Annotated in this window: 26 protein-coding genes and 3 pseudogenes; 15 read left to right on the plus strand and 14 right to left on the minus strand. The window is 70.4% G+C overall.

Going from position 1 to position 26,154, the window contains the following annotated elements:
• Positions 1-19 precede the first annotated feature (19 nt).
• Together ACFY0T_RS00990 and ACFY0T_RS00995 are read left to right on the plus strand one after the other, a co-directional pair.
• Positions 20-910, plus strand: a complete 891-nt coding sequence (locus ACFY0T_RS00990; protein ID WP_388863513.1) for an NAD(P)-dependent oxidoreductase — start codon at positions 20-22, stop codon at positions 908-910.
• 15 nt (positions 911-925) lie between these two features.
• Positions 926-1,348, plus strand: a pseudogene (locus tag ACFY0T_RS00995) (PPOX class F420-dependent oxidoreductase).
• A gap of 61 nt (positions 1,349-1,409) precedes the next feature.
• Here ACFY0T_RS00995 and glpK read toward each other — a convergent pair.
• Both glpK and ACFY0T_RS01005 read right to left on the minus strand, forming a co-directional pair.
• Complete coding sequence (gene glpK / locus ACFY0T_RS01000; protein ID WP_388863515.1) at positions 1,410-2,921, minus strand: glycerol kinase GlpK; 1,512 nt, start codon at positions 2,919-2,921, stop codon at positions 1,410-1,412.
• A gap of 40 nt (positions 2,922-2,961) precedes the next feature.
• On the minus strand, positions 2,962-3,729 hold the full coding sequence (locus ACFY0T_RS01005) for an IclR family transcriptional regulator (protein WP_388863517.1): 768 nt from the start codon (positions 3,727-3,729) through the stop codon (positions 2,962-2,964).
• A gap of 198 nt (positions 3,730-3,927) precedes the next feature.
• Between ACFY0T_RS01005 and ACFY0T_RS01010 the strand changes: the two genes are divergently transcribed.
• Positions 3,928-4,359 (plus strand): ATP-binding protein, encoded by a 432-nt coding sequence (locus tag ACFY0T_RS01010; protein WP_388863519.1) that lies wholly within the window; start codon positions 3,928-3,930, stop codon positions 4,357-4,359.
• A gap of 307 nt (positions 4,360-4,666) precedes the next feature.
• Here the strand turns inward: ACFY0T_RS01010 and ACFY0T_RS01015 are convergent.
• A pseudogene (locus ACFY0T_RS01015) lies at positions 4,667-5,809 on the minus strand (PP2C family protein-serine/threonine phosphatase); the annotation flags it as partial.
• 90 nt (positions 5,810-5,899) lie between these two features.
• Entirely contained in the window at positions 5,900-6,658 is a 759-nt protein-coding gene (locus ACFY0T_RS01020) for an IclR family transcriptional regulator (RefSeq protein ID WP_388863521.1), read from the minus strand.
• A 350-nt stretch (positions 6,659-7,008) separates the two neighbouring features.
• On the opposite strand from ACFY0T_RS01020, the gene ACFY0T_RS01025 reads away from it, so the two are divergent.
• Entirely contained in the window at positions 7,009-7,767 is a 759-nt protein-coding gene (locus tag ACFY0T_RS01025) for a SpoIIE family protein phosphatase (protein WP_388863523.1), read from the plus strand.
• Between the two features lie 383 nt (positions 7,768-8,150).
• Here ACFY0T_RS01025 and ACFY0T_RS01030 read toward each other — a convergent pair whose 3' ends face one another.
• The 3 genes from ACFY0T_RS01030 to ACFY0T_RS01040 form a co-directional block, all read right to left on the minus strand.
• Complete coding sequence (locus ACFY0T_RS01030) at positions 8,151-8,312, minus strand: hypothetical protein (protein ID WP_388863525.1); 162 nt, start codon at positions 8,310-8,312, stop codon at positions 8,151-8,153.
• 540 nt (positions 8,313-8,852) lie between these two features.
• Positions 8,853-9,173 carry a hypothetical protein gene (locus ACFY0T_RS01035; protein WP_388863526.1) on the minus strand — a complete coding sequence of 107 codons (321 nt, stop codon included), beginning with the start codon at positions 9,171-9,173 and terminating at the stop codon, positions 8,853-8,855.
• Positions 9,174-10,699: 1,526 nt separating this feature from the next.
• Complete coding sequence (locus ACFY0T_RS01040) at positions 10,700-11,548, minus strand: alpha/beta fold hydrolase (protein WP_388863529.1); 849 nt, start codon at positions 11,546-11,548, stop codon at positions 10,700-10,702.
• A gap of 73 nt (positions 11,549-11,621) precedes the next feature.
• Here ACFY0T_RS01040 and ACFY0T_RS01045 point away from each other — a divergent pair, with 73 nt between their 5' ends.
• On the plus strand, positions 11,622-12,146 hold the full coding sequence (locus ACFY0T_RS01045; RefSeq protein ID WP_388863531.1) for a MarR family transcriptional regulator: 525 nt from the start codon (positions 11,622-11,624) through the stop codon (positions 12,144-12,146).
• A gap of 7 nt (positions 12,147-12,153) precedes the next feature.
• A complete protein-coding gene (locus ACFY0T_RS01050; protein ID WP_388863533.1) occupies positions 12,154-12,423 on the plus strand; it encodes a hypothetical protein in 270 nt (89 codons plus the stop codon).
• Positions 12,424-12,680: 257 nt separating this feature from the next.
• Here ACFY0T_RS01050 and ACFY0T_RS01055 read toward each other — a convergent pair whose 3' ends face one another.
• Entirely contained in the window at positions 12,681-12,959 is a 279-nt protein-coding gene (locus ACFY0T_RS01055; RefSeq protein ID WP_388863535.1) for a hypothetical protein, read from the minus strand.
• Positions 12,960-12,993: 34 nt separating this feature from the next.
• Here ACFY0T_RS01055 and ACFY0T_RS01060 point away from each other — a divergent pair, with 34 nt between their 5' ends.
• Together ACFY0T_RS01060 and ACFY0T_RS01065 are read left to right on the plus strand one after the other, a co-directional pair.
• Positions 12,994-13,506 carry a hypothetical protein gene (locus ACFY0T_RS01060; RefSeq protein WP_388863537.1) on the plus strand — a complete coding sequence of 171 codons (513 nt, stop codon included), beginning with the start codon at positions 12,994-12,996 and terminating at the stop codon, positions 13,504-13,506.
• Positions 13,507-13,542: 36 nt separating this feature from the next.
• Positions 13,543-13,815 carry a transposase gene (locus ACFY0T_RS01065; RefSeq protein ID WP_388863539.1) on the plus strand — a complete coding sequence of 91 codons (273 nt, stop codon included), beginning with the start codon at positions 13,543-13,545 and terminating at the stop codon, positions 13,813-13,815.
• Between the two features lie 76 nt (positions 13,816-13,891).
• Here ACFY0T_RS01065 and ACFY0T_RS01070 read toward each other — a convergent pair whose 3' ends face one another.
• From ACFY0T_RS01070 to ACFY0T_RS01080, 3 genes and pseudogenes are all read right to left on the minus strand, one after another.
• Positions 13,892-14,203: a hypothetical protein gene (locus ACFY0T_RS01070; protein WP_388863541.1), complete on the minus strand. Its 312-nt coding sequence runs from the start codon at positions 14,201-14,203 to the stop codon at positions 13,892-13,894.
• Between the two features lie 708 nt (positions 14,204-14,911).
• Positions 14,912-15,091, minus strand: a pseudogene (locus tag ACFY0T_RS01075) (LysR family transcriptional regulator); the annotation flags it as partial.
• Positions 15,088-15,822: a TetR/AcrR family transcriptional regulator gene (locus ACFY0T_RS01080; protein ID WP_388863543.1), complete on the minus strand. Its 735-nt coding sequence runs from the start codon at positions 15,820-15,822 to the stop codon at positions 15,088-15,090. The gene ACFY0T_RS01080 and the pseudogene ACFY0T_RS01075, both read right to left, overlap by 4 nt.
• Positions 15,823-15,960: 138 nt before the next feature.
• Between ACFY0T_RS01080 and ACFY0T_RS01085 the strand changes: the two genes are divergently transcribed.
• The gene (locus ACFY0T_RS01085) at positions 15,961-16,932 is read left to right on the plus strand and encodes an NAD-dependent epimerase/dehydratase family protein (RefSeq protein ID WP_388863545.1); all 972 of its coding nucleotides are present in this window, start codon (positions 15,961-15,963) and stop codon (positions 16,930-16,932) included.
• 482 nt (positions 16,933-17,414) lie between these two features.
• Here the strand turns inward: ACFY0T_RS01085 and ACFY0T_RS01090 are convergent, their stop codons facing one another.
• The gene (locus ACFY0T_RS01090) at positions 17,415-18,380 is read right to left on the minus strand and encodes a pirin family protein (RefSeq protein WP_388863547.1); all 966 of its coding nucleotides are present in this window, start codon (positions 18,378-18,380) and stop codon (positions 17,415-17,417) included.
• A gap of 177 nt (positions 18,381-18,557) precedes the next feature.
• On the opposite strand from ACFY0T_RS01090, the gene ACFY0T_RS01095 reads away from it, so the two are divergent.
• The 3 genes from ACFY0T_RS01095 (at position 18,558) to ACFY0T_RS01105 (ending at position 19,947) form a co-directional block, all read left to right on the plus strand.
• The gene (locus tag ACFY0T_RS01095; protein WP_388863549.1) at positions 18,558-19,091 is read left to right on the plus strand and encodes a MarR family winged helix-turn-helix transcriptional regulator; all 534 of its coding nucleotides are present in this window, start codon (positions 18,558-18,560) and stop codon (positions 19,089-19,091) included.
• Complete coding sequence (locus ACFY0T_RS01100; protein WP_388863551.1) at positions 19,088-19,528, plus strand: MarR family winged helix-turn-helix transcriptional regulator; 441 nt, start codon at positions 19,088-19,090, stop codon at positions 19,526-19,528. The genes ACFY0T_RS01095 and ACFY0T_RS01100 overlap by 4 nt, the downstream gene beginning before the upstream one ends.
• 71 nt (positions 19,529-19,599) lie before the next feature.
• Positions 19,600-19,947: a tetratricopeptide repeat protein gene (locus ACFY0T_RS01105; RefSeq protein WP_388863553.1), complete on the plus strand. Its 348-nt coding sequence runs from the start codon at positions 19,600-19,602 to the stop codon at positions 19,945-19,947.
• A gap of 154 nt (positions 19,948-20,101) precedes the next feature.
• Here the strand turns inward: ACFY0T_RS01105 and ACFY0T_RS01110 are convergent, their stop codons facing one another.
• Complete coding sequence (locus tag ACFY0T_RS01110; protein ID WP_388863555.1) at positions 20,102-21,508, minus strand: PepSY-associated TM helix domain-containing protein; 1,407 nt, start codon at positions 21,506-21,508, stop codon at positions 20,102-20,104.
• Positions 21,509-21,713: 205 nt separating this feature from the next.
• Between ACFY0T_RS01110 and ACFY0T_RS01115 the strand changes: the two genes are divergently transcribed.
• Together ACFY0T_RS01115 and ACFY0T_RS01120 are read left to right on the plus strand one after the other, a co-directional pair.
• On the plus strand, positions 21,714-22,397 hold the full coding sequence (locus ACFY0T_RS01115) for a peptide deformylase (protein ID WP_388863557.1): 684 nt from the start codon (positions 21,714-21,716) through the stop codon (positions 22,395-22,397).
• Positions 22,398-22,569: 172 nt separating this feature from the next.
• The gene (locus ACFY0T_RS01120) at positions 22,570-24,156 is read left to right on the plus strand and encodes an ABC-F family ATP-binding cassette domain-containing protein (protein ID WP_388863559.1); all 1,587 of its coding nucleotides are present in this window, start codon (positions 22,570-22,572) and stop codon (positions 24,154-24,156) included.
• A 48-nt stretch (positions 24,157-24,204) separates the two neighbouring features.
• Here the strand turns inward: ACFY0T_RS01120 and ACFY0T_RS01125 are convergent, their stop codons facing one another.
• Positions 24,205-25,638, minus strand: coding sequence for a dihydrolipoyl dehydrogenase family protein (locus tag ACFY0T_RS01125; RefSeq protein WP_388863561.1), 1,434 nt, complete (start codon positions 25,636-25,638; stop codon positions 24,205-24,207).
• Between the two features lie 120 nt (positions 25,639-25,758).
• On the opposite strand from ACFY0T_RS01125, the gene trxA reads away from it, so the two are divergent.
• Complete coding sequence (trxA, locus tag ACFY0T_RS01130) at positions 25,759-26,139, plus strand: thioredoxin (protein ID WP_388863563.1); 381 nt, start codon at positions 25,759-25,761, stop codon at positions 26,137-26,139.
• Positions 26,140-26,154 lie beyond the last annotated feature (15 nt).

Here is a 26,154-nt window from a genome sequence, read left to right on the forward strand (position 1 = left end):
GCATGAGGAAGTTGACGTCATGACCGACAAGCTCACCGTGAGTGTCCTGGGCACCGGGATCATGGGGGCCGCGATGGCCCGCAATCTCGCCCGCGCCGGGCACACCGTCCGCGCCTGGAACCGCAGCCGCGCCAAGGCCGAACCCCTCGCCGCCGACGGCGTCCACATCGCCGACACCCCCGCCGAGGCGGTACGGGGCGCCGACGTCGTCCTGACCATGCTCTACGACGGCCCCGCCGCCCTGGACGTCATGCGACAGGCCGCCGATGCCCTGCGCCCCGGTGCCGCCTGGGTGCAGTCCACCACCGCGGGCATCGAGGCCATCGGCGAACTGGCCGCCTTCGCCCGCGAGCACGACCTGGTCTTCTTCGACGCCCCGGTGCTCGGCACCCGTCAGCCCGCCGAGGCCGGGCAGCTGCTCGTCCTGGCGGCCGGCCCGAGCGGGCACCGGCACGCCGTCGCCCCCGTCCTCGATGCCGTCGGCGCCCGTACGGTGTGGACCGGCGAGGACGGCGCGGAGGGCACCGCTACCCGCCTGAAGCTGGTGGCCAACAGCTGGGTCATCGCGACCACCAACGCCGCCGGTGAGGTCCTGGCCCTGGCCCGGGCTCTCGGCGTGGACCCGCAGAGCTTCTTCGACGCCATCGCCGGCGGCGGGCTCGACATGCCGTATCTGCGCGCCAAGGCGGGGCTCGTGCTGAACGACCAGCTCTCGCCGGCCCAGTTCGCGGTCGCCACGGCCGCGAAGGACGCCCGCCTGATCGTCGAGGCCGGCCGGCAGCACGGGGTGCGCCTCGACGTGGCCGCCGCGAGCGCGGAGCGGCTGGAGCGCGCCGCCGCGCAGGGCCACGCCGACGAGGACATGGCCGCCGCCTACTTCGCCAGCTTCGACGAGCGGCCCTCCGCCTGAGACCGAGGAGTCCTGATGTCCAAGCCGCCGCTGCCGCCCGAGGCCGACGCACTGCTGCGCCGCCCCCACCCCTGTGTCATGGCCACCCTGCGGGCGGACGGCACGCCCGTCTCCGCTCCCACCTGGTACCTCTGAGAGGACGGCCGTGTGCTGATCAGCCTGGACGAGGGCCGCGTACGCCTGAAGCACCTGGGCCGCGACCCGCGCGTGACCTTCACCGTCCTCGACGGGGACAACTGGTACACGCACGTCACGCTCATCGGCCGCGTCGTCGAGATGTACGCGGACAAGGGCCTGACCGAGATCGACCGCCTGGCCGAGCACTACACCGGCAAGCCCTATCCGGACCGGGTGCGCGCCCGGGTCAGCGCCTGGATCGAGGTCGAGCGCTGGCACGGCTGGGGTGCGATGAAGGACAGCGACCAGGCATCCACGTGAGTCCGTGTGAGCGGTACCAGCCCGGCCCTCGCCCCCGCGAGATCGAGGGTTCGGCCCGGAATCACGTGGACCTCGGCTTGATCCACCCCAGCGACCGCTCGACGGCTCGTTGCCAGTTGTCGTATTCCGACTCCCGCCGCCCGGGGTCCATGTCCGGCAGCCATTGGGCGGCCCGGTGCCAGTTACGGCGCAGGACTTCCAGGTCCGGCCAGTAGCCGGCGGCGAGCCCGGCGGCGTAGGCGGCGCCGAGGGAGACCGTCTCGGCGACCATGGGCCGCACCACGGGCACGTCGAGCACGTCGGCCACGAACTGCATGAGCAGGTTGTCCGCTGTCATGCCGCCATCCACCTTGAGCTGCTTGAGTGCGATGGAGGAGTCGGCATTCATGGCGTCGACGACCTCTCGCGTCTGCCAGCCGGTGGCCTCCAGGACGGCTCGGGCCAGGTGTCCCTTGGTGATGTACGAGGTGAGGCCGACGATGACACCGCGGGCGTCGCTGCGCCAGCGGGGCGCGAACAGACCGGAGAAGGCGGGGACGATGTAGCAACCGCCGTTGTCCTCGACCGTCCGCGCGAGGGTTTCGATCTCCGGCGCGCTGCTGATGAGTCCCAGGCGGTCACGGAACCACTGGACCAGCGAGCCGGTGACGGCTATCGATCCTTCCAGCGCGTAGACCGGGGGCCGGTCCCCGATCTTGTAGGCGACGGTCGTGAGGAGTCCGTGCCGGGACCGCACGACATCGGTACCGGTGTTGAGCAGCAGGAAGCTGCCCGTTCCGTACGTGCACTTCGCCTCGCCCGGGGAGAAGCAGGTCTGCCCGAACAGGGCGGCCTGCTGGTCACCGAGGGCGGCCGTGATACGCGCGCCCGGGAGGACCGAGCGGGCATCGCCGTAGATCTCGGCGGAAGACCGGATCTCGGGCAGCATGAGGAGGGGGACCCCGAAGAACGCCAGAAGCTCCTCGTCCCAGGCGAGCCTGCGGATGTTCATCAGCATCGTCCGGCTGGCGTTGGTGGCGTCGGTGATGTGCAGGCCGCCGTCCGCGCCCCCGGTGAGGTTCCAGATCAGCCAGCTCTCCATCGTGCCGAACAGCACCTCGCCGTCCTTGGCACGCCGTTCCAGCCCAGGGACGTGGTCGAACAGCCAGCGGATCCGCAGCGCCGAGAAGTACGTCGAGGGGGGCAGGCCGCAACGCTCAAGGAAAAATTCGTCTCCCGGTTGGTGTCTGAGGTCCTCGACGAGCGGTGCTGTGCGGGTGTCCTGCCAGACGATCGCCCTGCCCAGCGGGGCGCCCGTCCGCCGGTCCCAGAGCACCGTCGTCTCGCGCTGGTTGGCGATGCCGATGGCGGCGACCTCTTCCGCGCCGACACCGGCCTCGGACAAGGCCTCCGGCACGACGCGCTGCAGATTGCGCCAGATCTCGACGGCGTCGTGCTCGACCCATCCGGGCTTGGGGAAGTGCTGCTGGTGCTCCCGCTGGGCGACCGACACCAGCCGCCCGTGGTGGTCGAACAGAATGCATCGGGTGGAATTCGTGCCCTGATCGATGGACATTACATACCGTTCAACCATGATCGGGTCTGCCTTCCGATGTGTCGAGGAGGCGGTGGGACTACCAGCGGGTCGCGCCGAGGTCTCGGGAGATCGCCCGTGCGGCCTCACGGAGCAGGGTGATCAGGCTCGGCCGGGGACGGCCTTGGCTGTCACAGATCCTTTCGACCGGGCCGGACAGTCCGATGGCGCCCACCACCAGGCCGCCGTGCCCTCGGATCGGCGACGCGACCCCGGCTTCGCCCATGCTCATTTCCTGGACCTCGGCGGCCCATCCGAGCTCCCGGATCTCGGCGAGCGCCCGGGTGAGTTGCTCCGGGACGACCAGGGTGTGCCGGGTGTACGCCTCCAGCCCCGATTCCAGGATCGGCTCGACGGGCGCGGTCCCGTAGGCCAGCAGAACCTTGCCGAGCGAGGAGGCGTGCAGAGGCATCAGTGAGCCCACGTCCAGGGTCTGAAGCGTGTCGTCCGGCCGGAACACGTGGTGGACGACGAGGACCTTGCCCTCCAAGGGCGTGCCCAGGCGGACCGCTTCCCCGCTACGGGCGGCCAGGGCATCGGCCCAGTTGATGGAGCGCGACCGCAGCTCATTGACGTCGAGGTAACTGGTGCCCAGGTGCAGCAGGGCGGCCCCGAGCTGGTACTTTCCGGTCGCCGGATCCTGCTCCACGAAATCCACATGCTGAAGCGTGCGCAGAATGCCATGGGCGGTGCCCTTCGCCAACCCGAGCGAGGCCGCCACCTCGCCGAGCCCGAGTCGGCGGGGCCCACCGGCGAGCAGGCGCAAGATCGCCGCCGCCCGTTCGATCGACTGGACTGGGCCGGCCATGAAACGAGCCTATTACCGCCATCGAGGGTCCGCTTTACGTACAGGTAGACGCTTCATCACCAGATGGGCGGTCTCGTTCGGTAATGCCGACCGCCATTCATTGACCGGGCCTTGTTTCGCTCCATAACGTGCTCGAAGGCCCGGCACGGCGCGCTGAGGCCCGGCATTCGGCCGACAGCGCTCACCGGAGGAGAGCAGATGGCGATACAGCTCGAGCTCGACACGATGCTTCGAGAGGAAGTCGAACACGTCTGTCCCCTGCCCCCCGTTACCGGGGCCGTCTCGGCCATACGCCGGCGCGTGGGGGCAGTCCTCGCCGACTGGAACGTGTCCCGGGAGATTGTCGAGGACGCACTTCTGGTGGTGTCGGAGCTCCTCACCAACGCGCTCGTCCACGCCCTGCCCCCGGCGGAGCTGCGGCTGTCATGGGTCCGGGACGACGGGCTTGGCACCCTGCGCGTCGAGGTCACCGACGCGGGACCCGCACTTGCGGCGGGGCAGTCGCCCGCAGGGTTCGACCCGGACGAGCACGGCCGGGGCGAGGAAATCGTCCACGCGCTCGCGACCCGGCACGGCATACACGTCCACTCCGGCGGATTTACCCGGTGGGCCGATCTCGTCGCGGCATGAGAATGCACTACTGCATGTGAGAGTGCGCGGGTCGCGGCGTGAGCGTGAGAATGCGCGGCCTTGCTGGTCAGGCCTGGTTCGGCAGGGGGTGTCGGCGGCCGTTCTCCAGCCGCTGGGAGCTGAGCCCTGAGGTGAAGGCGGCGCCGGGGTCACCTGGGTCCGCCGCCCCGTCGGTCGTCCCGGCAGCCTGCCTTCCGCCGCCCACGCCCGTGACGGAGGACCGGGAGCGGGAGTGGGGCAAGACGGAGAAAGAGCCGCGACCGGGGTCGGACGCCGGTTCGGAAATGCCCGGTTCGGAAATGGTTGGTTCGGACAGGGCCGGTTTGCGGAGCAGGAGCAGGGCCGCGTCGTCGTGCAGGTGGCCGCCCACATGCGCCAGCAACTCGTCATGGAGCGCGGTGAGGGTGCGCGCCGGCTCGTCGGACACGTGGCGCGCCAGCCCTTCGGCGAGCGGGTAGAACTCAAGGCCGTGATTGCGGGCCTCGGTGACCCCGTCGGTGTAGAGCAGCAGTTGATCACCGTCGGCGAAGGGCAGCACCTGGAGGCTGGGGGTCTCGCCCGTGAGGGCGCGCAGCCCGAGGGGCGGGGCCGGATGGGTGGGCTCGACCGCCACGACGCTTCCGGATTCGCCGACCAGCAGCGGGGGCGCGTGTCCGCAGTTGACGACCTCCAAATGCCCTGCCTGCGGGTATCCGGCGACCAGGGCGGTGACGAAGTCGTCACTACCGAGGTTGCGCGCCAGGCTCCGCTCGATCCTGTCGACGACGGCGAGGAGATCGGGCTCGTCGTAGGCGGCCTCGCGGAAGACACCGAGCACGAGGGCGGCGGTCCCCACGGCCGGCAACCCCTTGCCGCGCACATCGCCGACGATCAGCCTGACCCCGTACGGGGTGGGCACCAGGGCGTAGAGGTCCCCGCCGATACGGGCCTCCGCCGCCGCGGCGCTGTAGCGAACAGCCACCTGGAACGGGCCGACCGTCGCCGGTACGGGCTTGAGAAGCGCCTGCTGGGCGGCCTCCGCGACCGAGCGGACGGCCGCGAGCACCCGTTCACGACGTCCACGCAGCGCGCTGGCCAGGCCACTCGCCAGAGTGACGGCCACCAGGGCGGACAGGACGGCCGCCAGCTCACAGCCCGGAACACCGTCCCGGGTTCCGAGCGCCGCGCTCAGCACCGCGGCGAGGAGGCCGACGCAGAAGACTCCGCGCGGCCCGCTGGTGGTGGCGGCCAGCGCGGGCCCGGCCGCGAGCAGTGGCAGCCAGATCATCCCGGCGCCGCCGACGAGGTCGACGAGCACGACGACGGAGACGATCAGTACGGGCAGTACGGGCGTACCTGCGGCCAGATGTGCGGCGGCGCGTTTCCGGGCCGCCGTCCCAGGACCGGCCACTCGGTTCCTGAACGGCCTCGTGGGCCAGTGGTCGCCACCATGGTCTCGGGCCTGACTCATGTTTCGTCCGCAGTCCTCACCTGTGCACTCGTGAAATGTCTGTTTCATCCAGGAAAGGCGTTCGATTCGAGCGCCACAAGGAGAGGATTTTCAGATAGTGAGCGACAGGCTCCTGGTCACGCGACTCGCGGTCGAGATCAGCCGCGCCCGGATCTCCTCGAGTCGGGAAAACCGGTCCGCCGGCAGTGAGACGCCGAGCGAGCCGAGCGTGTCCCCGCTGTAGACGGGCACGGCGACGCAGACCGTGCCAAGGGCGTACTCCTGCAGGTCCGTGACCGCCGGGGCCGCGGGTGAGGAGTCGAGTCGCCGGAGCAGTTCCGGTGGGCTGGTGATGGTCCGCGGTGTGAGCTCGGCAAGAGGGTGCCGGGAGAGGTAGTCCTTGCGGGAGTCGTCGTCCAGTTCTCGCAGCACGGACTTGCCCAGCGCGGTGGCGTGCCCTGCGTCCTCGAATCCCACCCAGAGGTCGACGCGGGGCGTCCGGGGGCTGTCGACGATCTCGGCGACCCGGATCTCGCCCTCCTCGTAGAAGGTGAGGTAGGCGGGGGTCGCGAGGTCGTCCCGCAGAGCGGCGAGCGTGGGACGGACACGGCTGAGCAGCGCCTGCCCGTGGCCCCCGCTGTGCAGCGCCTGCAGCTTGTCGCCCAGGACGAACCCGCCGTCGTCCAGTTTCCGCACGTATCCGTCGTGGACCAGCGTCCGCAGCAGGTGATAGGCGGTGGCCAGGGCCAGGCCCGTCTCCCGTGCCAGCTGCTTCGCCGGCGCACCGTTCTCGTGCGCGCTCACCGCCTCCAGCAAGCGGAAGGCCCGCTGCACGGACGTGATGAGCGTGGGGCCGTCGTGAGCACCCATACCCACCAGCGTGCGCCGGGCGCACGGCGCAGGCAAGGCGTGCACAGCCCTGCGCCACTCCGCGCGGCCCCACGCACCGGCGCCCGCGCCCGTAAAACGGGGACGGCTCCCGGAACAGGGACGGCGGGGAGCCAGGAAGGCCGTACGGCGTCCGCGGCGGCTACAGGGGCGCGCGACAGCCCGTCCAGCGCCAGGCTCCGTGCGGAAACGGGCGACGCCCCCGAGCGAACCGTGGCGTCCTCGGCATCGGTCTTTCCCCGCCACTCAGGCGGATGTGAGCGTGCCTCGATCACGCTGGACGGTGACCTGAGCTGAGAGGGGATCGAATCGGTCGCGGAGGTCGGCGCAACGTGCCCGTACGTGGTCTACGACCCGGTCTCGCGGTCTACGCCCCGGCCTCGCGCCGTTGCACGCTGGCCTGCGGCGGCCATCTGCCCCCGGCAGCCGTCACTCCGGACGGCCCCATTGACTTCCTCCGCGTGGCACCCGGTCCCCCACGGGGCGTGGGCGGCCTGCCGTTCGAAGCCACCGGGGCCCAGCTGCTCGAAGGCAGCCTGCTTGTTCTGTACACCGACGGACTGTTCTGTACACCGACGGACTGGTCGAAGCCCGCGAGATGTCACCGCCCCTGCGCCACGCACAATCATCCGGGGAGACTGAAGTTAGAAGGTCAACTGCTCGTCCGGCCCCAGCGCCCCCCGACCCGCTGCCATTCGGCAGCCCATTCCTCCAGGCGTCGGCGCTCCAGGCGTCCGCGCACGAGTTGCGCACTCCCGATCGCGGCGCTACCAACGCCGATTACGGCCAGTGTGCCCGCCCAGGTCGCCTGGAACTGCGCTTCCGCGGGGCTGAGCGGCTTCGACGTCAACCGGCCCTGCCGGTCCGTCCACACGGTGGCCGGACTGCCTTCACGGTGTCGCGGGGCACCTTGGTCTGATCGGTGCGGGCGGAGCCATCCGGCGCGGTCCACCGCACGGTGGCCCACATACGGTCATCGTCGACGAACCGCGCTGACCGCCCTTCCCTCACGACCAGGCTTGCGCCACCGAAGGAGTCGCCCCGGGTGCCGCCGCAGGCCAACAAGGAGGGGGACCGGCCCGGAACGCTGAAGGGGGGCTCGGAAAGTCATCGCGCCAGAAGAGGCAGGCATCCGCGCTTGGTTGGGGGCAGGTCCGCATGATCGTCTCACCGGGGTACCAGGTGGTCCGGCTGTCGCCGGCAGTCGCCGGCCGTCCCCTGGGTGCTGCCGTGCTGCGACCTGGTGAAGGGTGCAGAGGCACAGGTGCTGTGGCATGGGAACGCTGCGTCGGCAACTCGATGAACACGGTCAGCTACGAGCCCGTCGACCGGTTCTGGTTCGCCGCGCTGCCCGCCCTGATACCCCCTCACCTGGCACCAGACGCACAGGCGCTCGCCCCCGAGATGGAGGGGATGACGTCAAGTCACACCGCCGTATCCCGTTGGCACGAAGAAGGCCAGTCTCTCATCAACGTCACGGCGGGTCCTCGGCCAGGACGAGGAGGTCACCTCCGTCGGATCTTCCCGCTGTCCGAACGGTGACGGGAAGGTCGGCCGCGCCTTCGAGGGCCAGACCGTGCATCATCGCTGCGTGGCCCGCAGGGATGGCACTCGCCCGGCTGTTGTCGGTGGTCATGCAACTCCCAGTGGGAGTATCACCGTCAGTGGGAGTGTCGCCGTCCCTGCCCATGCGTTCATTGAGCGGTGTCCCGAGTGGGCGGGCGGCCCGGAGCGGCGCCCTCCTGCCGTGCTGGAGCAGCGTCGGGTTCCCCATGAGGAGGAATCTTGACGATTCTGCGGGGGAATGACGTAGCGGTCCACAGACCGTCACGCGATGCCGATGGCGACGGCCACGTCAGCGACGCCGCGCTTACACCACCCGGGGTCGGGCATGCTGTCGGCCACCGTGCAGGAGCAAGCGAGCGGCGAGCGCAACGGGTTGCTCGCAACCGCAGCCAGCTGCCGAATGCACCGAGGAAGCCGGTGGCCGGCGTTCGCCCGCAGCGGACGTGTGCCAGGTGTGCCTGAACAGTCCCTGCACGCGGGCTCCCCGCGCGGGCGGCGAGGCGAACGAACAATGCGGCCGGAGAAGAATGCCGCAGCTGGCGCATTCTCCTCCGGCCGCATGGAAAGGGACCTATCAGTTGATATCCCCCTTGCCAGGTTACGGTCATCCTTACTCGCCCTCGGACGACTCCTCACCCTCGGCCGTCGGCGCCTCCGCTTCCTCCGTCTCCGCTTCTTCTGTGGGTTGTTCACCCTCAGTCGGAGCGGCCTCGGGTTCCGCGGCCTCGCCGGTCGCGGGGGCTTCCGCCTCCGCGGCCTCCGCAGTCTCCGCCGCCTCGGCTGCCGACTCCTCGCCTTCAGCCGGGGTCGCCTCGGGTTCCGCAGTCTCACCGGTCGCGGGAGCTTCCGCCTCCGCGGCCTCCGCCGCCTCGACTGCTGGCTCCTCGCCTTCAGTCGGGGTCGCCTCGGGTTCCTGTTCGGTGTCACTCATGTGTTCACCTCCTTCCCACGGCGCAGAGTTAAGGAGTCCTGGCGTCGGTCACATGGGAGCCAACGAGATCCGGAGCGCACACTTTCATACGCTCTACGCCTTTTGTCCTATTCCTCAAGAGTGAGGATGTCAACGGGCCCTGGGGCGAGAGTTGCGGGCGCGAGCACCAGGCGACGAGGGTCTGCTCCGGGGGCGCCCTCCGCGTCACCTGACCGAGGAGGCACCGGAGCGTCCCGACGACAACGGCGGCGGCGCGCCACGGATGATCGTCGGCGGTGAAACGGCATAGCACGCTGAGTTGTCATGCATGCCGGCGCCACGGGGAGGACCGCCAGCCCGGACACGTGACGGCCCTGGCCCACTGGCCGTTGAGCATTGTGCGTCCGGCGACAGCGCTGGGCGCTGTCGCGGTGGTGTCCGCACCGTGGGCTGGTGGACCTGGTGTCCCCGCCACGGGTGCATCGTGCGATGGCCTGCCCCGGAGCTTCACACGCGACCGGCGCCTTCCCCCAATCTGTCTGCTTAAGGCAGCAATTTGGCCGGCGGCCTCCCGACGCAGGGCCGACGGATCGACGGTGACCTCGGCGCGTGGTTGACATGCCTGGGCGCGGCTCGTCGCTCGTCAGCGCACGGGCGGGCCGAGGGCCCGCGGCTCGGAGGACTCTGATCGGCCCGCACGGGCCGGGGCCGCCGTGCCGCGCCTCGCCCGGCGGGCCCCGCGGTACGCGGACAAAGGCGGGCGCCGTGACTGAGCCCCCGGGCATCCGGTCCTTCGTCGTGGACGTGTTCTCGCAGGCCATCGCCGGCTGGTCCGCGGCAACCAGCAAACCCGCCAAACTCGTGCTGGACGCCATGGACCTGGCGCTGTGGCGGCGGGACCGGGCGGGGAGGCCGGCCCCGTCTGAACTGAACGCGGCGGGCAGACTGGACAGGTCCCGCTGCGTAGATCGCAGCGGCGCCTCGTTTCCCGTGAGGGCCAGCTTGAGAAGTACATTGCCGAACTCGTGCGCGCAACCATGCTGCGTCCGGCCTTCTTCATGAACAACTTCGCCTTCCTGGGGGCTGCGAGGGGGGACCAGCCCGTCCAGGCCCGACAGGACTGAGGATTGCCGAGCGCGTCCCCACCTCGTGGGCAGCTGATCTCCGGGATGCCGGCGACAGCAATCGGCGAACCACGCTTCAGGCGTCGCCGACACCTCGGTCGCCTTGGAGACGGACCGCCAACTGGTTTCACCTCTCCTGCAGGGGATGGGACACGGGGCTGCAATCCTCGATCGCCCGGGAAGGCGTCCGCCAGGCCTGGACGACGCCCATATCGCCGTCGACATGTGGTTGTGATCCTCCGTCGCCCCAGAGGGCAACCACCACTCGTCACGCATGAGGCGCCACCGGAACGGTCACGACGTTGCGAGCCTCGGTCGCCCCGGCCGGTGACCGCCACACCGCCGTAGTGAGTGAGTCCGATGTCTTCTTCCAGCCTCCGGCGGTGCTGAGTCTCGGAATGATGCGGAACCTCCCGCCCCGGTTCAGGGCTTGCCGAGGAAGTCCAGGAGCATGCTGTTGAGTGCGGCGGCCCGGGCGAACGGAACGCTGTGGTGCGACAGGCCGGGGAGTACTGCGGTCTCGACGTGTGGCAGATGCAGCCGCGCCGCCGCCTCGACGCGCCGAATGTCGTGTGCCCTGCTGTCGCCGGCAAGCAGCACCAGCGTCGGGATGGTCGAGCCTCGCAGTTGCCGGGACCTCGGGCGTTTGCCCACGACGACCTTCGTGCCCGGGAATTCGGCGGCGAGCGCGTATAGGTCCAGCCATGCGGGGTCGACTTCCGCGCCGTGGGTTTCCCAGGCCAGGAACGCGCGGGCCCGTTGGGCGGTGGGCCGGATGAGTAGGGGAAGGGCGCGTAGCAGGTACCCAGCCTTGAATCCAGCGAAGCACTGGGTGGGATCGAGGAGAGCGAGCTTGCGGACCCGCTGCGGCGTGCGCAGCGCATAGGTGAGGGCGATCCATCCGCCGTAGGAGTGCCCGCACAGGTCGGCGCGGTCCAGGCCCAAGCCGTCGAGTACGCCGTCCAGCCAGTCGAGAAGGTCGTCGACGGACCGGACGGGGCGGCCCCCGGGCAGACTGCGGCCTGGCTCGCCGATCCGGTCGACGGCGTAGACGCGTCGGGTGCGGCTCAGGTCGGCCACGTTGGCAAACCACACTGCCGAGGTGGCCCCGCCACCGTGCAGCAGCACCAGCGGCTCCCCGCCCACGGGGCCGCACGCGGTGACCCGGGTTGTGCCGTACACCGACGTCAGGTCCATCCGGTCGACGAGCACGGGCCAGTGGTCCAGGACGGCGTCGTACACCGCCAGAAAGTGAGTCAGGTCTTCTGCCATGGGACGCCCTCAGAGAAATAGGTCGCTGAGCAAGTATCTCGTCGAACGAGATACTATGCATGCTGGATCGATCATGGAAGGGCGGAACAACATGGATGAAGGAGAGCCCGGGCTGCGGGTTGTGCATCAGCTACGTGCCATCACCGTCGAACTCGACCTGCTCGGAGCCGAGTTCGCGCAACGCAACGGCCTGCACCCGACCGACGTTCGTGCCCTGATCTGCTTGTTGGATGCCGCTCGGGCGCACACGCTCGCGACGCCCGGCTGGCTCGGGCGGCAGCTCGGCCTGAACTCTGCGGGCACCACGGCCCTTGTCGACCGGCTCGAGAGGCTCGGCCACGTGCGGCGCACACGAGACAGCCGCGACCGACGCCGTGTGCTGCTCGAGGTCGACGATCGGGCAGTCACCCTCGGACAGTTGTTCTTCGGCCCGCTGATCACGGAGGTCGTCACTGCGACACGGGCCTTCTCCGACGCTGAGCTGGCAACAATCCAGCGCTTTCTCCTGAACGTGCACGAGGTCGTCGCCGCACAGCGAGACCCCTCGACCTTGCTCACCCGAAGTCCCGTGCCGCAGAAGAAGCGAGGACCTCAATGATCTGTCGGTGACGACAGACCTTGAGACCCTGATGACCGCACGGCATGTGAAGATCGACGACGAGATCGGAGGGACACGATGGATGGGGCGACCGCCCCGTATCAGCGACTCCCAACTCGTCTGCCTGGCGGTGGCCCAGGGTCTCCCCGGCCACCACTCCGAGGCGCGATGGCTGCGCTCCGCCCGCGAGCGGCTGTCCGGCCTGTTCCCCTGGCTGCCCCACCAGTCGGGGTACAACAAGCGCCTGCGGGCCCTCTGCCGCTGGTCAAGCGCATGATCCGGGAGCTGGCCATCGACAGCGACCTCTGGACGGACACCGTGTAGATCACCGACTCCACCGCAGTCCCGTACGGCATGTCCCGCCCGACCGTCCAGCGCTCCAACCTGGCGGGCTGGGCCGGCTACGGCTACTGCGCCTCCCACTCCTTCTTCTTCTGGGGCCTTCGCCTCTACCTGGTCTGCACGCCGACGGGAATGCCGATCATGTGGGCGCTGGCCAACCCGAAGATCGGCGGGCGCGAGGTTTTGGCCTCGCTAACCCGGTCGTTCGAGAAGGACCTCTCCCAGCTTGGTATCGAGTTGCTGCGGCCGTCGTTCAAGCGGGATGGGAAGCGCCTCGGCGAACCGATGCTCAAGAAGGTCCGTCAGCTGATCGAGTCGGTCAACGACACCCTCGAAGGACAGCTCGACCTGGAACAACACGGCGGACGGACCTTTGAAGGCGTCGCGATTGAAGCCTTCGACGACTACCTGCAACGGTTGATGTACTGCCTGAGCCAGGCAGGCGCTGGCACCACGAGCACCACAACCCATGCGTCCGGCTCCTGGCGGAGCCAGGGGCTTTCGTTTGGATCTTCAGGTGGACGCCCGGTGTCAGGTGCTGCCGGGACCCAAGGAAGCCCTCTACCGGTTCGTCGCCGGACAGGAGATGGCCGCGGTGGCCGAGGCGACCCGCCTGGACCCCACCGACCTGCCCGAATACGCCGGGCGGGTGCACGACTACTTCATCCGCCACCCTGACCGCTTCCGGCTCATGAGCTGGGGCCGAATGGAATTCGCGGGCACGACCGCCGACGCCGCCACCCAGGAGACCGTCCGCCGCAAGGTCGAGCAGCTCCGCAAGGCTCAGGAAGCCGGCCACCTGGATCCCGCCTGGGAGCCCATCGACATCCTCGTCTTCGTCAACCAGATCGCCATGGCCTGGGCCGGCCAGCTCGATCTCGTGGACGCGGCCGCCGACCAGGTCCGCGACCCCTCCCCGGCAGCCCGACGCGCCGCCGTCGTCGCCGCTGTCCAGCGCCTCTTGCCCGCCACCGCAGGCAACACCAGCGACGGCACCTCTGGCACCGGCAGGGCATAGCCGCTCCTTGCGCACCACTCGATCGTTGGTCCGGGTGTGCCATTGACTGACGCGCAGTGGGTGCGGATCCAGCCGCTCCTTGGGGACCGGACGTCGAAGCGGGGCGGCCGGTGGCATGACCACCGAGAAGTGATCGACGCGACAGCCTTCAAGTTCCAGACCGGAATCCAGTGGGTGCACCTGCCGGAGAAGTACGGCAACTGGCGAGGCGTTTACGACCCGCTGCGGATGTGGGCCGTCGACGGCACCTGGGCGCGGGCGTTCACCGCGCTGATGGCCCAGGCCAGGGACCAGTCGTCGGGCAGCTGACGGGACAGATGGCCGAAGTGGCGCAGGCGGCCTATCTGTTCCGAGGTGAGCACGTGTTCTGGCATCGCATCCCTCCTCAGATGGCCGGTTCCGTCTTCAGGCCCGCGAGTCGGCGCCTCATGATCTTGCCGGTGGACGTCTGCGGCAGCGCCGTGACGAACTGGACGGAGCGCGGGACCTTGTACGCGGCGAGCCGGCCGCGGCAGTACTCGATCAGTTCCTCACCGGTGACGGTCGCTCCGGGGACCGGCACGACGTAGGCCCGTGCCGTCTCGCCCTTGACCTCGTCGGGAACCGGCCCAACCGCCACCATCGCCACGTCCGGGTGTGCGGCCAGGACGCGTTCGATCTCCGCGGGATAGATGTTGTACCCGGCGGTGATGATCATGTCCTTTCACTAACGCTCACTTCATCGGCAGCAGTTCACAACCCCTCGCGAGTGGTCCCCGCGCCGACGGGGCTGGTCCCGCTCGGGGAGGCCCTGTGGTCCCCGCGCCTGCGGGGTTGGTGCCGCCTGAGAGGGCCGTTCGTGATTCTTTGGCCGTTTCTGGATCGAGCTTGGGATAGGCGTGCCGGTCAGGACTGTTGGCGGGGTGCTGTCTTGGCGACGAGGACGAACAGGCCCAGCCCGGTCTCTGCGAGGATGCCGCGGGCGACCAGGCGCTTGAGCCGGGAGCGCATGGCCTCGCGGTGCATCGGCTGGGTGCCGATGTCGAGGATCCGGCAGAGTAGTCCGGCGCGCGGGAGATCGCTGGCGCGTTCGAACTACGCGAGCATGTTCAGGTAGGCGGGCTGGGCCATTGTCGCTTCGGCGGCAGGGCCCTCGTCTGGCTCGGTGTATCTCAGCGACATCGCGGTCCCGCGCGTGACCTGCAGCCGGGGGCAGTTCGGTCTCGACGGCGGCCAGTTGTTCGGTAAGTCGATTCCGGCAGGCGCACCGCCGACCGCAGCTTCGCGACCACGCGGTGGGAGCGCCCGGCGGCGGCGCCACCCGAAATTCTCGCCGTTCGGCAGCCGCAGCACGCGTCACTCGCAACGCACGGTCCGTAGCGGCCAACACCGCGCGCGCCTCGGGCAGGAGAGCCTCGCCGAGGCCGGTCAGCATCAACCCGGACGACGTACGCCGGAACAATGCGGCGCCGACTTCACGCTCGAGAGACTTGATCTGCTGGCTGAGCGAAGGCGAACTGTGCCTCAACCGCTCCGCCGCCGTCGTCAGATTCCCCTCGGCGACCGTGCAGAAGTATCTGAGCTGTCGATGTTCCACATCGCTCACCCGTCGCCGGGCGCGGGACCCGCGTCGAGCCCGGCGAGGTCGGCCATCACGAGGATCTGGTGCTCGAAGTACTCCCGCCGCGCGTCGATCAAGTCGTCGAGCCGGCCGAAGACCTCGAAGGTGACCAGGCCGAAGAGCTGCGTCCACAAGGTGAAGGCGATGGCGATGACCGACTCGGGTGCCGGCTCGGTCCAAGCGGGCTTCGGTCCCTGCGACTGGGCCAGCAGCCGGCGCAGGTCCGCGGCGGTCGCCGCGGGCAGTGGCCGGGACGGGATCGTCGGGAGCAGCCCGCGTTCGGCGGCGTCGAACAGGATGCCGATCAGCGTCAACACGACCTCCGAGGCCGGGCCCACCATCTCGGGCGGCGCCGCGTATCCCGGGACCGGGCTGCCGTAGATGAGGGCGTACTCGGCAGGGTGGTCCAGAGCCCACGAGCGCACTCCGTGGCTGAGCGCCAGGAACCGTGCTCGCAGGTCGTCACGGGGCACGGCGGCTTCGGCAGCCTTTGCGCTGGCCGCCAGCGCCGCGTAGGCGTCCGTGATCAGCGCGGTCAGCAGGGCGTCGCGGCTCGGGAAGTAGCGGTACAGCGCCGACGGGACGAGGCCGGCATCTCGCGCGACCGCACGCAGGGACAGGTTCGCACCCTCCGTGGCCAGGTGCCGCTTCGCGATGGCGCGGATCTCCTCGGCCGTCTCGGCGCGGACCCGCGCGCGCAGTGATGGCACCGACATGCGGGCATTCTCGCACAGGGCGAGAACGGCAAACCGAAGAGAGAACAGTGTTCTTGACAATCCGGCCGTCGGCTCCACAATGGGCTGCGAGAACACTGTTCTCTGAACGAAACGCTGTGCACTCTCGGAGGTGACACCATGTCTTTGCACGTCATCGTCGGTGCCGGACCGGTCGGGTCGGCCACCGCACGCCTGCTCGCCAATCGGGGCGAACAGGTCCGCGTGGTGACGCGGCGCGGCACCGGCCCCGGCCACCCCGCCGTCGAGCGGGTGGCCGCCGACGCCACGGACGCGTCGGCCCTCGCCCGCCTGTGCGCGGGGGCGGCGGCGCTGTACAACTGCGCGAGCCCGCCCTACCACCGGTGGGCTCTTGACTGGCCGCCGCTGGCCGAGGCCTTCCTGGATGCGAGTCGAGACAGCGGCGCCGTGCTCGTCAGGGCCGACAACGTCTATGGCTATGGCCCGGTGGACGGCGCGATGACCGAACAGCATCCGCTGCGGGCGACCGGCACGAAGGGCCGCGTCCGGGCAAAGATGTGGACTGACGCGCTGGCCGCGCACGAGGCCGGCGAACTCCGCACCGCGGACGTGCGCTCGTCGGACTACCTCGGCGCCGGTACTCAGTCGATGCTCACGATGGCCGTCCTGCCCAAGGTGCTGGCGGGAGCACGCGTGCGCGTGCCCGCGGATCTGGACGCGCCGCACAGCTGGACCTACGTCGGCGACGTCGCCCGCACACTGGTCGCCGTCGCGGCCGACGAGAACGCCTGGGGCCGGGCTTGGCACGTGCCGAGCGCCGCGCCGGTGTCCCTCCGTGACCTCACCACCCGCGCGTGCGACCTGGCCGACGCGCCCGCGCCCCGGCTGTCCACCATGCCGACGGCAGTGCTCTGGCTCGGCGGACTGGGCAACCCGCTGGTCCGTGAGCTGCGTGAGACGCAGTACCAGGTCCGTCGGCCGTTCGTGCTGGACTCCTCTGCCGCGACCGCGACCTTCGGCATCCACCCCATCCCGCTCGACGCGGCGCTGCGCGAGACTGTCGCGGGACTGCGTGACGACTCAATTGCCCGCACCGACTTTTCGGCAACAGCGTCTGAGAAGGGCCGGTGAGCCGGGCGATCTCGTTTTTCACAGCCGATCGCAGCGTTCGAGATCGGTGGTGTGCGGCGCGGTCTCGACCGCCTTGCGCTTGACGAGGAACCGGCCGGTGACGCCCTCGACGTCCGGCGACGTCGCCAACTATGCGGGCCTGTCGGCCCTGGGTGTCGGGGCCTGGCGACAGCGGGCCCAGGACCGAGCTCAGGATCGTCAGCGCGCCCCGAGTGTCCCTGGGGCAGGTCATGGATGGTCTCGGCGGTTTCGTCGTCCCGCCACTCAGCGAAGTAGTGGTACACCGCGCTTTTGGGTGGCAGGTCATATGGGGCAGGTAGCGCCACTGGCATCCGGAGCGGGCTTGGTAGAGGATCGCGTCGGGAAGACGGGTTGGCTCGCCGACAGAGTTCCGCGGGGGCGCGCGAGTCTGTCCGGCGCGACAAGCACCGCGCGGAAACGGGCGCGCCCCCGCGAAATCGTGGCAGGACCGTACCCCCAGGTCAACGCACTCTTCCGCGCGGTTTCAGGGGAAGTGGCGGGAGTTCCGGAGCAGTCAGCGGCGCACCGTCGTAACCCACCACCTCACCGAACCGCGACCCCGTCATCCAGTCCGAACGGGCCTGTTCGATGTCCTCCTGGGTCCGGCCGATGAAGTTCCACCACATGATCAGCTCCTCCTCGAAGGGCTCGCCGCCGAGGAGCATGAGGGCCGCGTCCGACTCGGCGCGCAGGGGGAGTTCGGTGCGGCCGCAGCCGAGGTAGAGCATCGAGCCGGGGAGTACGGGTACGCCGTCGACGTGGGCCTCGCCGGACATCGACAGGACGGCGTACTCGAAGTCGGGCTCCAGCGGCAGTCGTACGTCGGTGCCGTTCGCCAGGGACAGGTCGGCGCCGACGATCGGGGTGTACGTCGTGCCGGGCGAGGTGGTGCCGTCGACGGTGCCCAGGATGAGCGTGGCCTTGAGGCCGGGAGCCGTGACGACGGGCAGTTCGGCGTGGTGCTCGAAGTGTGGGTCGGTGTGACGGTGGCCGTCCGGGAGGGCCACCCACAGCTGCGCGCCGTGCAGGAAGCGGGCGTGCGACTTGGGGCTCTCCTCGGAGTGGCTGATGGCCCGGCCCGAGGTCATCAGGCCGAGTTCGCGCGGGCGGATCGTCTGCAGGCTGCCCGTGGAGTCGCGATGCAGCACCTCGCCCTCGTGCAGCCAGCTGACGGTCTGCAGGCCCATGTGCGGGTGCGGCGGGACCTGCATGCCGGGCTCGTCGGCGATGTCGTCGGGCCCGTAGTGATCGACGAAGCACCACGCGCCGACCATGCGACGGCCGAGGTTGGGCAGCAGTCGGCGAACTTCGGTGGACTCGCCGAGCTTGACCCGGCGGGGGCTGAGGAGTTCGCGCACCGGCTCGGCCACCACGAAACCGCGGCCACCGCACAGGGCGGGAACCGCCTCGCGATCAAGATTGCTCATGGCGCACAACCTAACCCCGTCGGGGACTCTCCGTCAGGCCATCGACCCGCCCATTGAGGGGCACATGACTCAGAACCGGCGCGGGACCTACGACCTCGGCCCCAGGTGCGTACGCCGTTGGTCGGACCAGCCCAAAAATAGTAGCCATGGATATAGTAGCCATGTACTGTTTCTCGCATGAGTTCAGTGAGGTCGGTATCCGAGAACGCGACGCCCGGTTTTCTCGTCTGGCGTCTGTCGATGAAATGGCGCGTGGCCGTCGACCGGGCGGTCGCCCCACTGGGCCTGACCCACGCGCAGTACTCGCTGGTGGCGTCGCTGTACGGCATGGACAGGGGCGGACAACGACCCAGTCAGCGCCAGCTCGCCGACCACACCGGACTCGAACCGCTCTACGTCTCGAAGCTGGCCCGCGCCCTGGAGGCGGCCGGCGTCGTCGACCGCACCCGGGATCCGGCGGACCCCCGGGCGGTCCAGTTGACCCTCACGAAGGAGGGGCTCGAGATCGCCCGCCGTGCGATCCATGTGGTCCAGGGCCTCCTGGACGAGCTCCTCGAACCGCTCGGCGGGCTCGACGGCGAGCGCACGAAGGCGTTCAGCCACGAGCTGGCCACCCTGCTCGACGTACCACTCGATCCACTGTCCGAGAAGACACATTCATCCGAGAAGACACATTCCAAGAGTGAGCACTCCGAGAAGGAGCAGTCATGACCACCACCACTCCCCCCGTCAACGGCCAGGTCATAGGCCTGGCCCACTACGCGAGCCGTGCCGCCCTGGAGACCGTGCTGGCCCGCACCGGAACCACCTTCAACCAGTCTGTGGCCCTCAGGGCCGTGTCGGACAACGGCGGGACCGTCGAGCGCGACTGGCTCGTGGGCCGGCTGACCGGGGCGCTGAAGATCGAGGAGGCGGCGGCCCGGGAGACCGTCGACGAAATGACGGCCCTGAAGCAGCTGGAGGAACCGGCGGCCGGGCAGGTGTCGCTCACCGAGAGCGGCCGGGAGCTGTTCGAGGCGATCCGCGCCGGCGGCAACGAGATCGCGGCCCGACTGTACGCGGGCATTCCGGCCGAGGACTTGGCCACTGCCGGGCGCGTACTGACCCTCGTCACCGAGCGGGCCAACGCGGAGCTGGCCGGGGCATAGCCACCCGTCCTGCCAGGTCGTGGAATATTCAACCACTGCACCCTGTTGTGGCCCGTCGAAGGAGGTCAGCAGTGGAAACGACGTACTACGACCACGGGACGGCCGCGGAGCGCTGGGAGCGGGCGCAGATGTTCTTCGACGCCAAGGACTACGCCGCCGCGGCGCGGGTTCTGGGCGGGCTGGTCGAGGAGGTGCCGGAGCAGGTCGGACCCCGGCTGCTGCTGGCGCGCTCCTACTATCACTCGGCTCAACTGCGCCGCGCCGAGGCGGAGTTGCGTGCACTCGTGGAGCTCGACCCGGTCGAGCACTACGCCCGGCTGATGCTGGGGCGCACGCTCCAGCGCCAGGGGCGCCACGACGAGGCGGAGTCGCACATGCGCATCGCTTCGGCGCTCGCGGGCGACTTCGAGCAGGTGTGATCACACCGTCCAGGGACCCTTCGGGGAGGGCCGGTCACCTCGGTGACCGGCCCCTTCGCGTGCGCCGCCGGTGAGTTCACTGGAGGGACGTCGACTGCGGTGTACGCGAAGTCGCCGCCGAGGCGCTGCCGCACCCAGTCGGCAGCGTGTCGGATCAGGCTGCCTGGGAGCCGTAGGTGCGCTTCCCCTTCCGGTACGCGATCTCGCCGAGGAGGACGTCCACGGCGATGAACACCGCCAGCGGGATGCCGAGCAGCGGGACGAAGTAGCCGAGGACGGCGACGGCCGCCATGGCCGGGACGAGGATCTGCGGCGGGACCTGCTGCCAGGCGCCGCGCTGGATGGGCCGCCCGAAGGCGTTGGCGCGGCCGCGCTGCCACCACATGCGGTAGCCCCACACGATGAGCAGGATCAGCGAGAGCGCGAGGGCCATCAGGGCGATCTGGTTGACGAGGCCGAAGAGGACGCCGGTGTGGGCGTCGATGCCCCAGCGGGTCAGCTTGGCGAGCAACGGGTAGTCGGCGAAGCGGAGTTCGTCGGTGACCTTGGCGGTCGCCGGGTCCACGGCCACCGAGTCCTGCTTCTCGGGCCAGCTCCGCTGGATCTGCTTCACCACGTACGCGGTGTTGGCGTCGGCGGGTGCGACGATCTCGACGGGGTCGCCGAGGCCCTTGGCGCGGGCGGCCGCGAGGATCTTGTCGATGTCGACGGCGATGTCCTGTGTCGAGGCCTCACCGGTTTCCGCGCCCGTGTGTCCCGCGTGCTCGCCGCCCGTCGCCGACGACACCGAGGGGGTCGCCTGGCCGAGCGAGGTCCGCAGCTCATCGATGGTGGCCCCGGCGTACGTCGACCACGTCAGACCAGTCGCCGAGAGGAAGACGAACCCCGCGGCCGCCCAGACGCCGACCGTGCCGTGCAGCCCCAGGGTGCGACGGCGCCCGCTGGTCCCGCGCACCTTGCGCTGAGCGCGGCGGCGGCCGAACCAGAGCACGAGCCCGCCGCCCGCGATCACCCACAGCCAGCTCGCGGCGAGTTCGCTGTAGAGGCGGCCGTTCTCGCCGAGGTGCAGATCACGGTGGAGCTCGTCGATCCAGGTGCGCAGCGGGAGCGCACCGGTGGAGCCGTACTGCTCCAGGGCTCCGCGCACCTTTGCGGTGTACGGGTCGACGAAGACCGCGAGGGTGTGGTCGGCGCCGACGCCCGGGACGCCGGAGAGCAGCACCCGTGTCGTCGCGTCCGCCTCCGGTGACGGGCGTACGGCCGAGACCGTGCCCTCAGGGTGGGCCTTGCGGGCGGCGGCCACCTGCTGGGACAGGGCCAGTTTGTGGTCGCCGACCGGGACGGTCAGTTCGTGCGCGTACACGATCTTCTCGGCCTGGAACGAGGCGGCGTACAGGAGGCCGGTGGCGGCGGCGACCAGCAGGAACGGGGCGACGAGTACACCGGCGTAGAAGTGCAGGCGCAGCACCAGGGGGCGCAGCGGGGACCAGAGTCCTCGCGGCGGCGTCGGCGGGACGGACTGCGGGGAATCGTCCGTCGTGGTCGAGGGAGCGGTGGACATACGGCGGGGTTCTCCGGTCGGGCAGGGGACGGAAGCGGGCCGTGGGCCGGGGAGTTGGGCTCCCCTCACCAGTGGCGGTCCAGTAGTCGGGGTGCGCGGCCATCGAGTTCCCGGGCGCGCGCGTGGCGTGCGTCACATACGGGAAGATGCGGGACTCGCCCGGCTCCGCCTCGCTCGGCGCGACCGGTCTTGGCATCCTGGCGCGATGGCATCCGAACGTGACTCCAGCACCTCCCGCCCCCTGAGCGACCGGGTCGAGGAACTCCTCGCCCACGAAGGCCCGTTGCCGATCGTCGCCGCCGGCGATCCGGTGCTCCGCCGGGCGGCCGAGCCCTTCGACGGCCAGCTGGACCCGGGGCTGCTGGCCCGCTTCGTCGCCGCCCTGCGCGCGACGATGCACGCGGCGCCGGGCGTCGGTCTCGCGGCGCCGCAGGTCGGCGTACCGCTGCGGCTCGCCGTCATCGAGGATCCGGCGCCGGTGTCCGAGGAGGTGCGGCTGGCGCGCGGACGGGTGCCGCAGCCGTTCCGGGTCCTGGTGAATCCGTCGTACGAACGGGTCGGCGCGGGTCGGGCCGCGTTTTTCGAGGGCTGTCTGAGCGTTCCGGGCTGGCAGGCCGTGGTGGCCCGGCACACCGAGGTGCGGCTGAAGGCCCTGGACGAGCACGGCCGCACGCTCGACGAGGTGTTCACCGGCTGGCCCGCGCGCATCGTCCAGCACGAGACGGATCACCTGGACGGCATGCTCTACCTCGACCACGCGGAGCTGCGCTCGCTCTCCTCGAACCAGGCGATGGCGGAACGCTGGAACCAGCCGACGCCGGCGCGGGCGGCCGAGGCCCTGGGGTTCAAGCTGCCCGATGGAACCGGCGGACACCGAAGCCCGGTATGAGGTGAAGCCCGACGGGGGCCGAAGGCTCGTACCCGCGGAAAAATCCGTCGCGCCCGAGCAAGCCCCTCGCTAGCCTGACCGCATGTCTACGCCCCGAACCTCTTAGCTCAAGGACCCGCTTCCACGCCACCCGTGTGTCCTTTTGCTGATTGATTCCCCGGAGCGTATTCCCATGATCACCGTTCGCGGTGTCGACGTGCGCGTGGGCGCCCGTCTGCTGCTGTCCCACCTCTCCTTCCACGTCTCCCCCGGTGACCGCGTCGGCCTGGTCGGCCGCAACGGCGCGGGCAAGACCACCCTCCTGAGCATCCTGGCGGGGCAGGCGCGGCCCGCCGCCGGGTCCATCTCCCGTACGGAAGCGCTCGGTTACCTGCCTCAGGACCCCCGCGCGGCCGACCCCACGGTCAGCGTCACGGACCGGATCCTGTCGGCGCGGGGCCTGGACGAGGCCGTACGCGCGCTGCGCGCGGCCGAGACCGCGATGGCCGACGGATCCGAACGTGCGATGAACGCCTATGCGCGCGCGGAGGCCGAGTTCCAGGCGCGCGGAGGGTACGCGGCCGAGGCGGAGGCGGCCCGGGTCGCCGCGGGTCTCGGGCTGCCGACGCGGGTCATGGACCAGCCGGTCGGCGCCCTGTCCGGCGGTCAGCGCCGCCGGGTCGAGCTGGCCCGCATCCTGTTCGCGGACCACGGCACACTCCTGCTGGACGAGCCGACGAACCATCTGGACGCCGACGCGATCGCCTGGCTGCGCGGCTTCTTGACGAACCATCAGGCGGGGCTCGTGCTCATCAGCCACGACACCTCACTGCTGGCCGCCGTCGTCAACCGCGTCTTCCACCTGGACCCGCAGCGCGCCACGCTCGACGTCCACAACACGAGCTGGCACGCCTACCTCGCCCAGCGGGACGCCGACGAGCGCCGCCGTGCCCGGGAGCGGGCGAACGCCGAGCGGAAGGCGGCGGCGCTGCACGCGCAGGCGGACAAGATGCGCACGTATGTGTCGACGGCCGTGGCGGCGAAGAACATGGCCCGCCGCGCCGACCGCATGCTCGCCGAGCTTCAACCGGTCCGGCAGCGGGAGAAGGTGGCCAGGATCCGGCTGCCCGAGCCCGCCCCCTGCGGACGGATGCCGCTCGGCGCGGTCAGCCTGACCAAGTCGTACGGGGATCACCGCGTCCTGAGCGGAGTCGACCTGGCCGTCGACCGGGGCAGCCGTCTGGTGATCCTCGGCCTCAACGGCTCGGGCAAGACCACGCTGCTGCGTCTGCTGGCCGGTCACGACACCCCGGACAGCGGGCGTGTGGTGCGCGGCCACGGGCTGCGCCTCGGCTACTTCGCCCAGGAGCACGACACGCTCGACCCCGCAGACACGGTCCGCGGTCATCTGGCCGCCACGGCGCCGCACCTCACGGACGGCGAGGTGCGGCGCGTGCTCGGCTCGTTCCTGTTCACGGGCGACGACGCCGACAAGCGCGTCGGGGTGCTCTCCGGGGGCGAGAAGACCCGCCTCGCCCTGGCGGGCCTGGTGCACTCCGGCGCGAACGTGCTCCTGCTGGACGAGCCCACCAACAACCTCGACCCGGTCTCCCGCGCCGAGGTCCTGGCCGCGGTGGGCACGTACCCGGGCGCGATCGTCATGGTCACCCACGACGAAGGCGCCATCGAGGCCCTGCGTCCGGACCGGGTGCTGCTGCTCCCGGAAGCGGACGAGGACCTGTGGAGCGAGGAGTATCTGGAGCTCGTGTCACTGGCCTGACGCCGAGGGTGCCGCCGGGACCGGCGGCACCCGGTCGTCACGGCCCGGCTACACGTCCCGGTACGCCTCCAGCAGCCGCAGCCACACCTCGCTCACCGTCGGATAGGACGGGACCGCGTGCCACAGGCGGCTTACCGGCACCTCGCCGGCGACGGCGATGGACGCCGAGTGGATCAGTTCGCCCACGCCGGGGCCGACGAAGGTGACGCCGAGGAGGATCCCCCGGTTGATGTCGACGACCATGCGGGCCCGGCCGCGGTAGCCGTCCGCGTACAGGCCCGCGCCCGCCACCGAGGACATCTCGACGTCCACGGCCCGGACGCGGTGACCGGCCTGTTCCGCCTCGGCGAGGGAGAGGCCCACGGCTGCCGCCTCCGGGTCGGTGAAGACGACCTGCGGGACGGCCGCGTGGTCGGCGGTCGCGGCGTGCGCGCCCCAGGAGTCGGTCTCCAGGAGGGGGACCCCTGCCGCGCGGGCCGCGATGGCGGCGCCCGCGATCCGGGCCTGGTACTTGCCCTGGTGGGTGAGGAGCGCACGGTGGTTGACGTCGCCGACCGCGTACAGCCACTCGCTGCCGACCACCCGGAGGCTGTCGTCCACGTCGAGCCACGACCCCGGTTCCAGGCCGATGGTGTCGAGGCCGATGTCGTCGGTGCGGGGCGCGCGGCCGGTGGCGAAGAGGATCTCGTCGGCCTCGATGCGGTCACCGGTGTTCGTCAGCGCGACCACGGTCGAGCCCTCGCGGGTCACCGCGGTCACCGCGGTGCCGGTGCGCACGTCCGCGCCCGCCTCCGTGAGGGCCTCGGCGACCAGCTCCCCGGCGAAGGACTCCATGCGGGGCAGCAGGCCCTTGCCGCGGACGAGGACGGTGACCTGCGAGCCGAGGGCCTGCCAGGCCGTGGCCATCTCGGTGGCGACCACACCGCCGCCCACCACGATCAGCCGCCCGGGCACGGCGTGCGCGCTGGTGGCCTCGCGGCTGGTCCAGGGCTTGACCTGGGCGAGTCCCGGCAGGTCGGGGAGCCGGGCGCGGCTGCCGGTGCAGACGGCGACCGCGTGCCGGGCGGTGAGCACGTGCCGCTCGCCGTCCGGTCCTTCGACCGCCACCGTGCGCGGTCCGGCGAGCCGCCCGTGTCCGCGGTAGAGGACGGCTCCGATGCCGTCCAGCCAGCCGACCTGGCCGTCGTCCTTCCAGTGGGAGGTGTAGTAGTCGCGGTGGGCGAGGACCGCGGGGGCGTCGAGGGGGCCTTGCACGGCCTGGCTGAGGCCGGGCACGCGGCGGGCGTCGGCGCGGGCGATGGCCGGGCGCAGCAGGGCCTTGCTGGGCATGCAGGCCCAGTAGGAGCACTCGCCGCCGACCAGCTCGCTCTCCACGACCGCGGTGGAGAGGCCGGCCGCGCGGGCGCGGTCGGCGACGTTCTCCCCCACGGGCCCGGCACCGAGCACCACGACGTCGTACGCGATGGATTCCGTTTCCGTCATGGGGTCAGTCTGGTGGGTGGTGTGCGCCGTGGCCACACGGGTACGCACGCGGAATACGCCCCCGGCAGGCGGCGTTGTGCACACCGGCATGACCCGGACGCGAGGAAGAGGGAAACACGTATGAGCAGCACCGTGGAGCTCACCAAGGACAACTTCGACCAGACGGTCACGGACAACGAGTTCGTCCTGATCGACTTCTGGGCGTCCTGGTGCGGGCCGTGCCGTCAGTTCGCCCCCGTCTACGAGAAGGCGGCCGAGGCCAACCCCGACCTGGTGTTCGCCAAGGTCGACACGGAGGCACAGCCGGAGCTGGCCGCCGCCTTCGACATCCAGTCGATCCCGACGCTGATGATCGTCCGCGACCAGGTCGCGATCTTCGCCCAGCCCGGGGCGCTGCCCCAGGCCGCCCTGGACGATGTCATCGGGCAGGCCCGGAAGCTGGACATGGACGAGGTCCGCAAGTCCATCGCGGCGCAGCAGGCTCAGCAGGCCGGCGAATAAGACCCGGCAGGCGGA

Source organism: Streptomyces sp. NPDC001530 (genome assembly GCF_042894545.1).
Classification (GTDB): domain Bacteria; phylum Actinomycetota; class Actinomycetes; order Streptomycetales; family Streptomycetaceae; genus Streptomyces.

Excerpts from the sequence above, each read along its gene's own strand:
- ACFY0T_RS01045 (WP_388863531.1), top strand. The coding sequence starts at position 11,622 with ATGGAAGGGCGGAACAACATGGATGAAGGAGAGCCCGGGCTGCGGGTT.
- ACFY0T_RS01005 (WP_388863517.1), bottom strand. The coding sequence starts at position 3,729 with ATGGCCGGCCCAGTCCAGTCGATCGAACGGGCGGCGGCGATCTTGCGC.
- ACFY0T_RS01020 (WP_388863521.1), bottom strand. The coding sequence starts at position 6,658 with ATGGGTGCTCACGACGGCCCCACGCTCATCACGTCCGTGCAGCGGGCC.
- ACFY0T_RS01095 (WP_388863549.1), top strand. The coding sequence starts at position 18,558 with ATGAGTTCAGTGAGGTCGGTATCCGAGAACGCGACGCCCGGTTTTCTC.
- ACFY0T_RS01070 (WP_388863541.1), bottom strand. The coding sequence starts at position 14,203 with ATGATCATCACCGCCGGGTACAACATCTATCCCGCGGAGATCGAACGC.
- ACFY0T_RS01010 (WP_388863519.1), top strand. The coding sequence starts at position 3,928 with ATGGCGATACAGCTCGAGCTCGACACGATGCTTCGAGAGGAAGTCGAA.
- ACFY0T_RS01100 (WP_388863551.1), top strand. The coding sequence starts at position 19,088 with ATGACCACCACCACTCCCCCCGTCAACGGCCAGGTCATAGGCCTGGCC.
- ACFY0T_RS01120 (WP_388863559.1), top strand. The coding sequence starts at position 22,570 with ATGATCACCGTTCGCGGTGTCGACGTGCGCGTGGGCGCCCGTCTGCTG.
- glpK (WP_388863515.1), bottom strand. The coding sequence starts at position 2,921 with ATGGTTGAACGGTATGTAATGTCCATCGATCAGGGCACGAATTCCACC.
- ACFY0T_RS01030 (WP_388863525.1), bottom strand. The coding sequence starts at position 8,312 with ATGACCACCGACAACAGCCGGGCGAGTGCCATCCCTGCGGGCCACGCA.
- ACFY0T_RS01115 (WP_388863557.1), top strand. The coding sequence starts at position 21,714 with ATGGCATCCGAACGTGACTCCAGCACCTCCCGCCCCCTGAGCGACCGG.
- trxA (WP_388863563.1), top strand. The coding sequence starts at position 25,759 with ATGAGCAGCACCGTGGAGCTCACCAAGGACAACTTCGACCAGACGGTC.
- ACFY0T_RS01055 (WP_388863535.1), bottom strand. The coding sequence starts at position 12,959 with ATGGGTTGTGGTGCTCGTGGTGCCAGCGCCTGCCTGGCTCAGGCAGTA.
- ACFY0T_RS01085 (WP_388863545.1), top strand. The coding sequence starts at position 15,961 with ATGTCTTTGCACGTCATCGTCGGTGCCGGACCGGTCGGGTCGGCCACC.
- ACFY0T_RS01110 (WP_388863555.1), bottom strand. The coding sequence starts at position 21,508 with ATGTCCACCGCTCCCTCGACCACGACGGACGATTCCCCGCAGTCCGTC.
- ACFY0T_RS01040 (WP_388863529.1), bottom strand. The coding sequence starts at position 11,548 with ATGGCAGAAGACCTGACTCACTTTCTGGCGGTGTACGACGCCGTCCTG.
- ACFY0T_RS01080 (WP_388863543.1), bottom strand. The coding sequence starts at position 15,822 with ATGTCGGTGCCATCACTGCGCGCGCGGGTCCGCGCCGAGACGGCCGAG.
- ACFY0T_RS01035 (WP_388863526.1), bottom strand. The coding sequence starts at position 9,173 with ATGAGTGACACCGAACAGGAACCCGAGGCGACCCCGACTGAAGGCGAG.
- ACFY0T_RS01125 (WP_388863561.1), bottom strand. The coding sequence starts at position 25,638 with ATGACGGAAACGGAATCCATCGCGTACGACGTCGTGGTGCTCGGTGCC.
- ACFY0T_RS00990 (WP_388863513.1), top strand. The coding sequence starts at position 20 with ATGACCGACAAGCTCACCGTGAGTGTCCTGGGCACCGGGATCATGGGG.
- ACFY0T_RS01090 (WP_388863547.1), bottom strand. The coding sequence starts at position 18,380 with ATGAGCAATCTTGATCGCGAGGCGGTTCCCGCCCTGTGCGGTGGCCGC.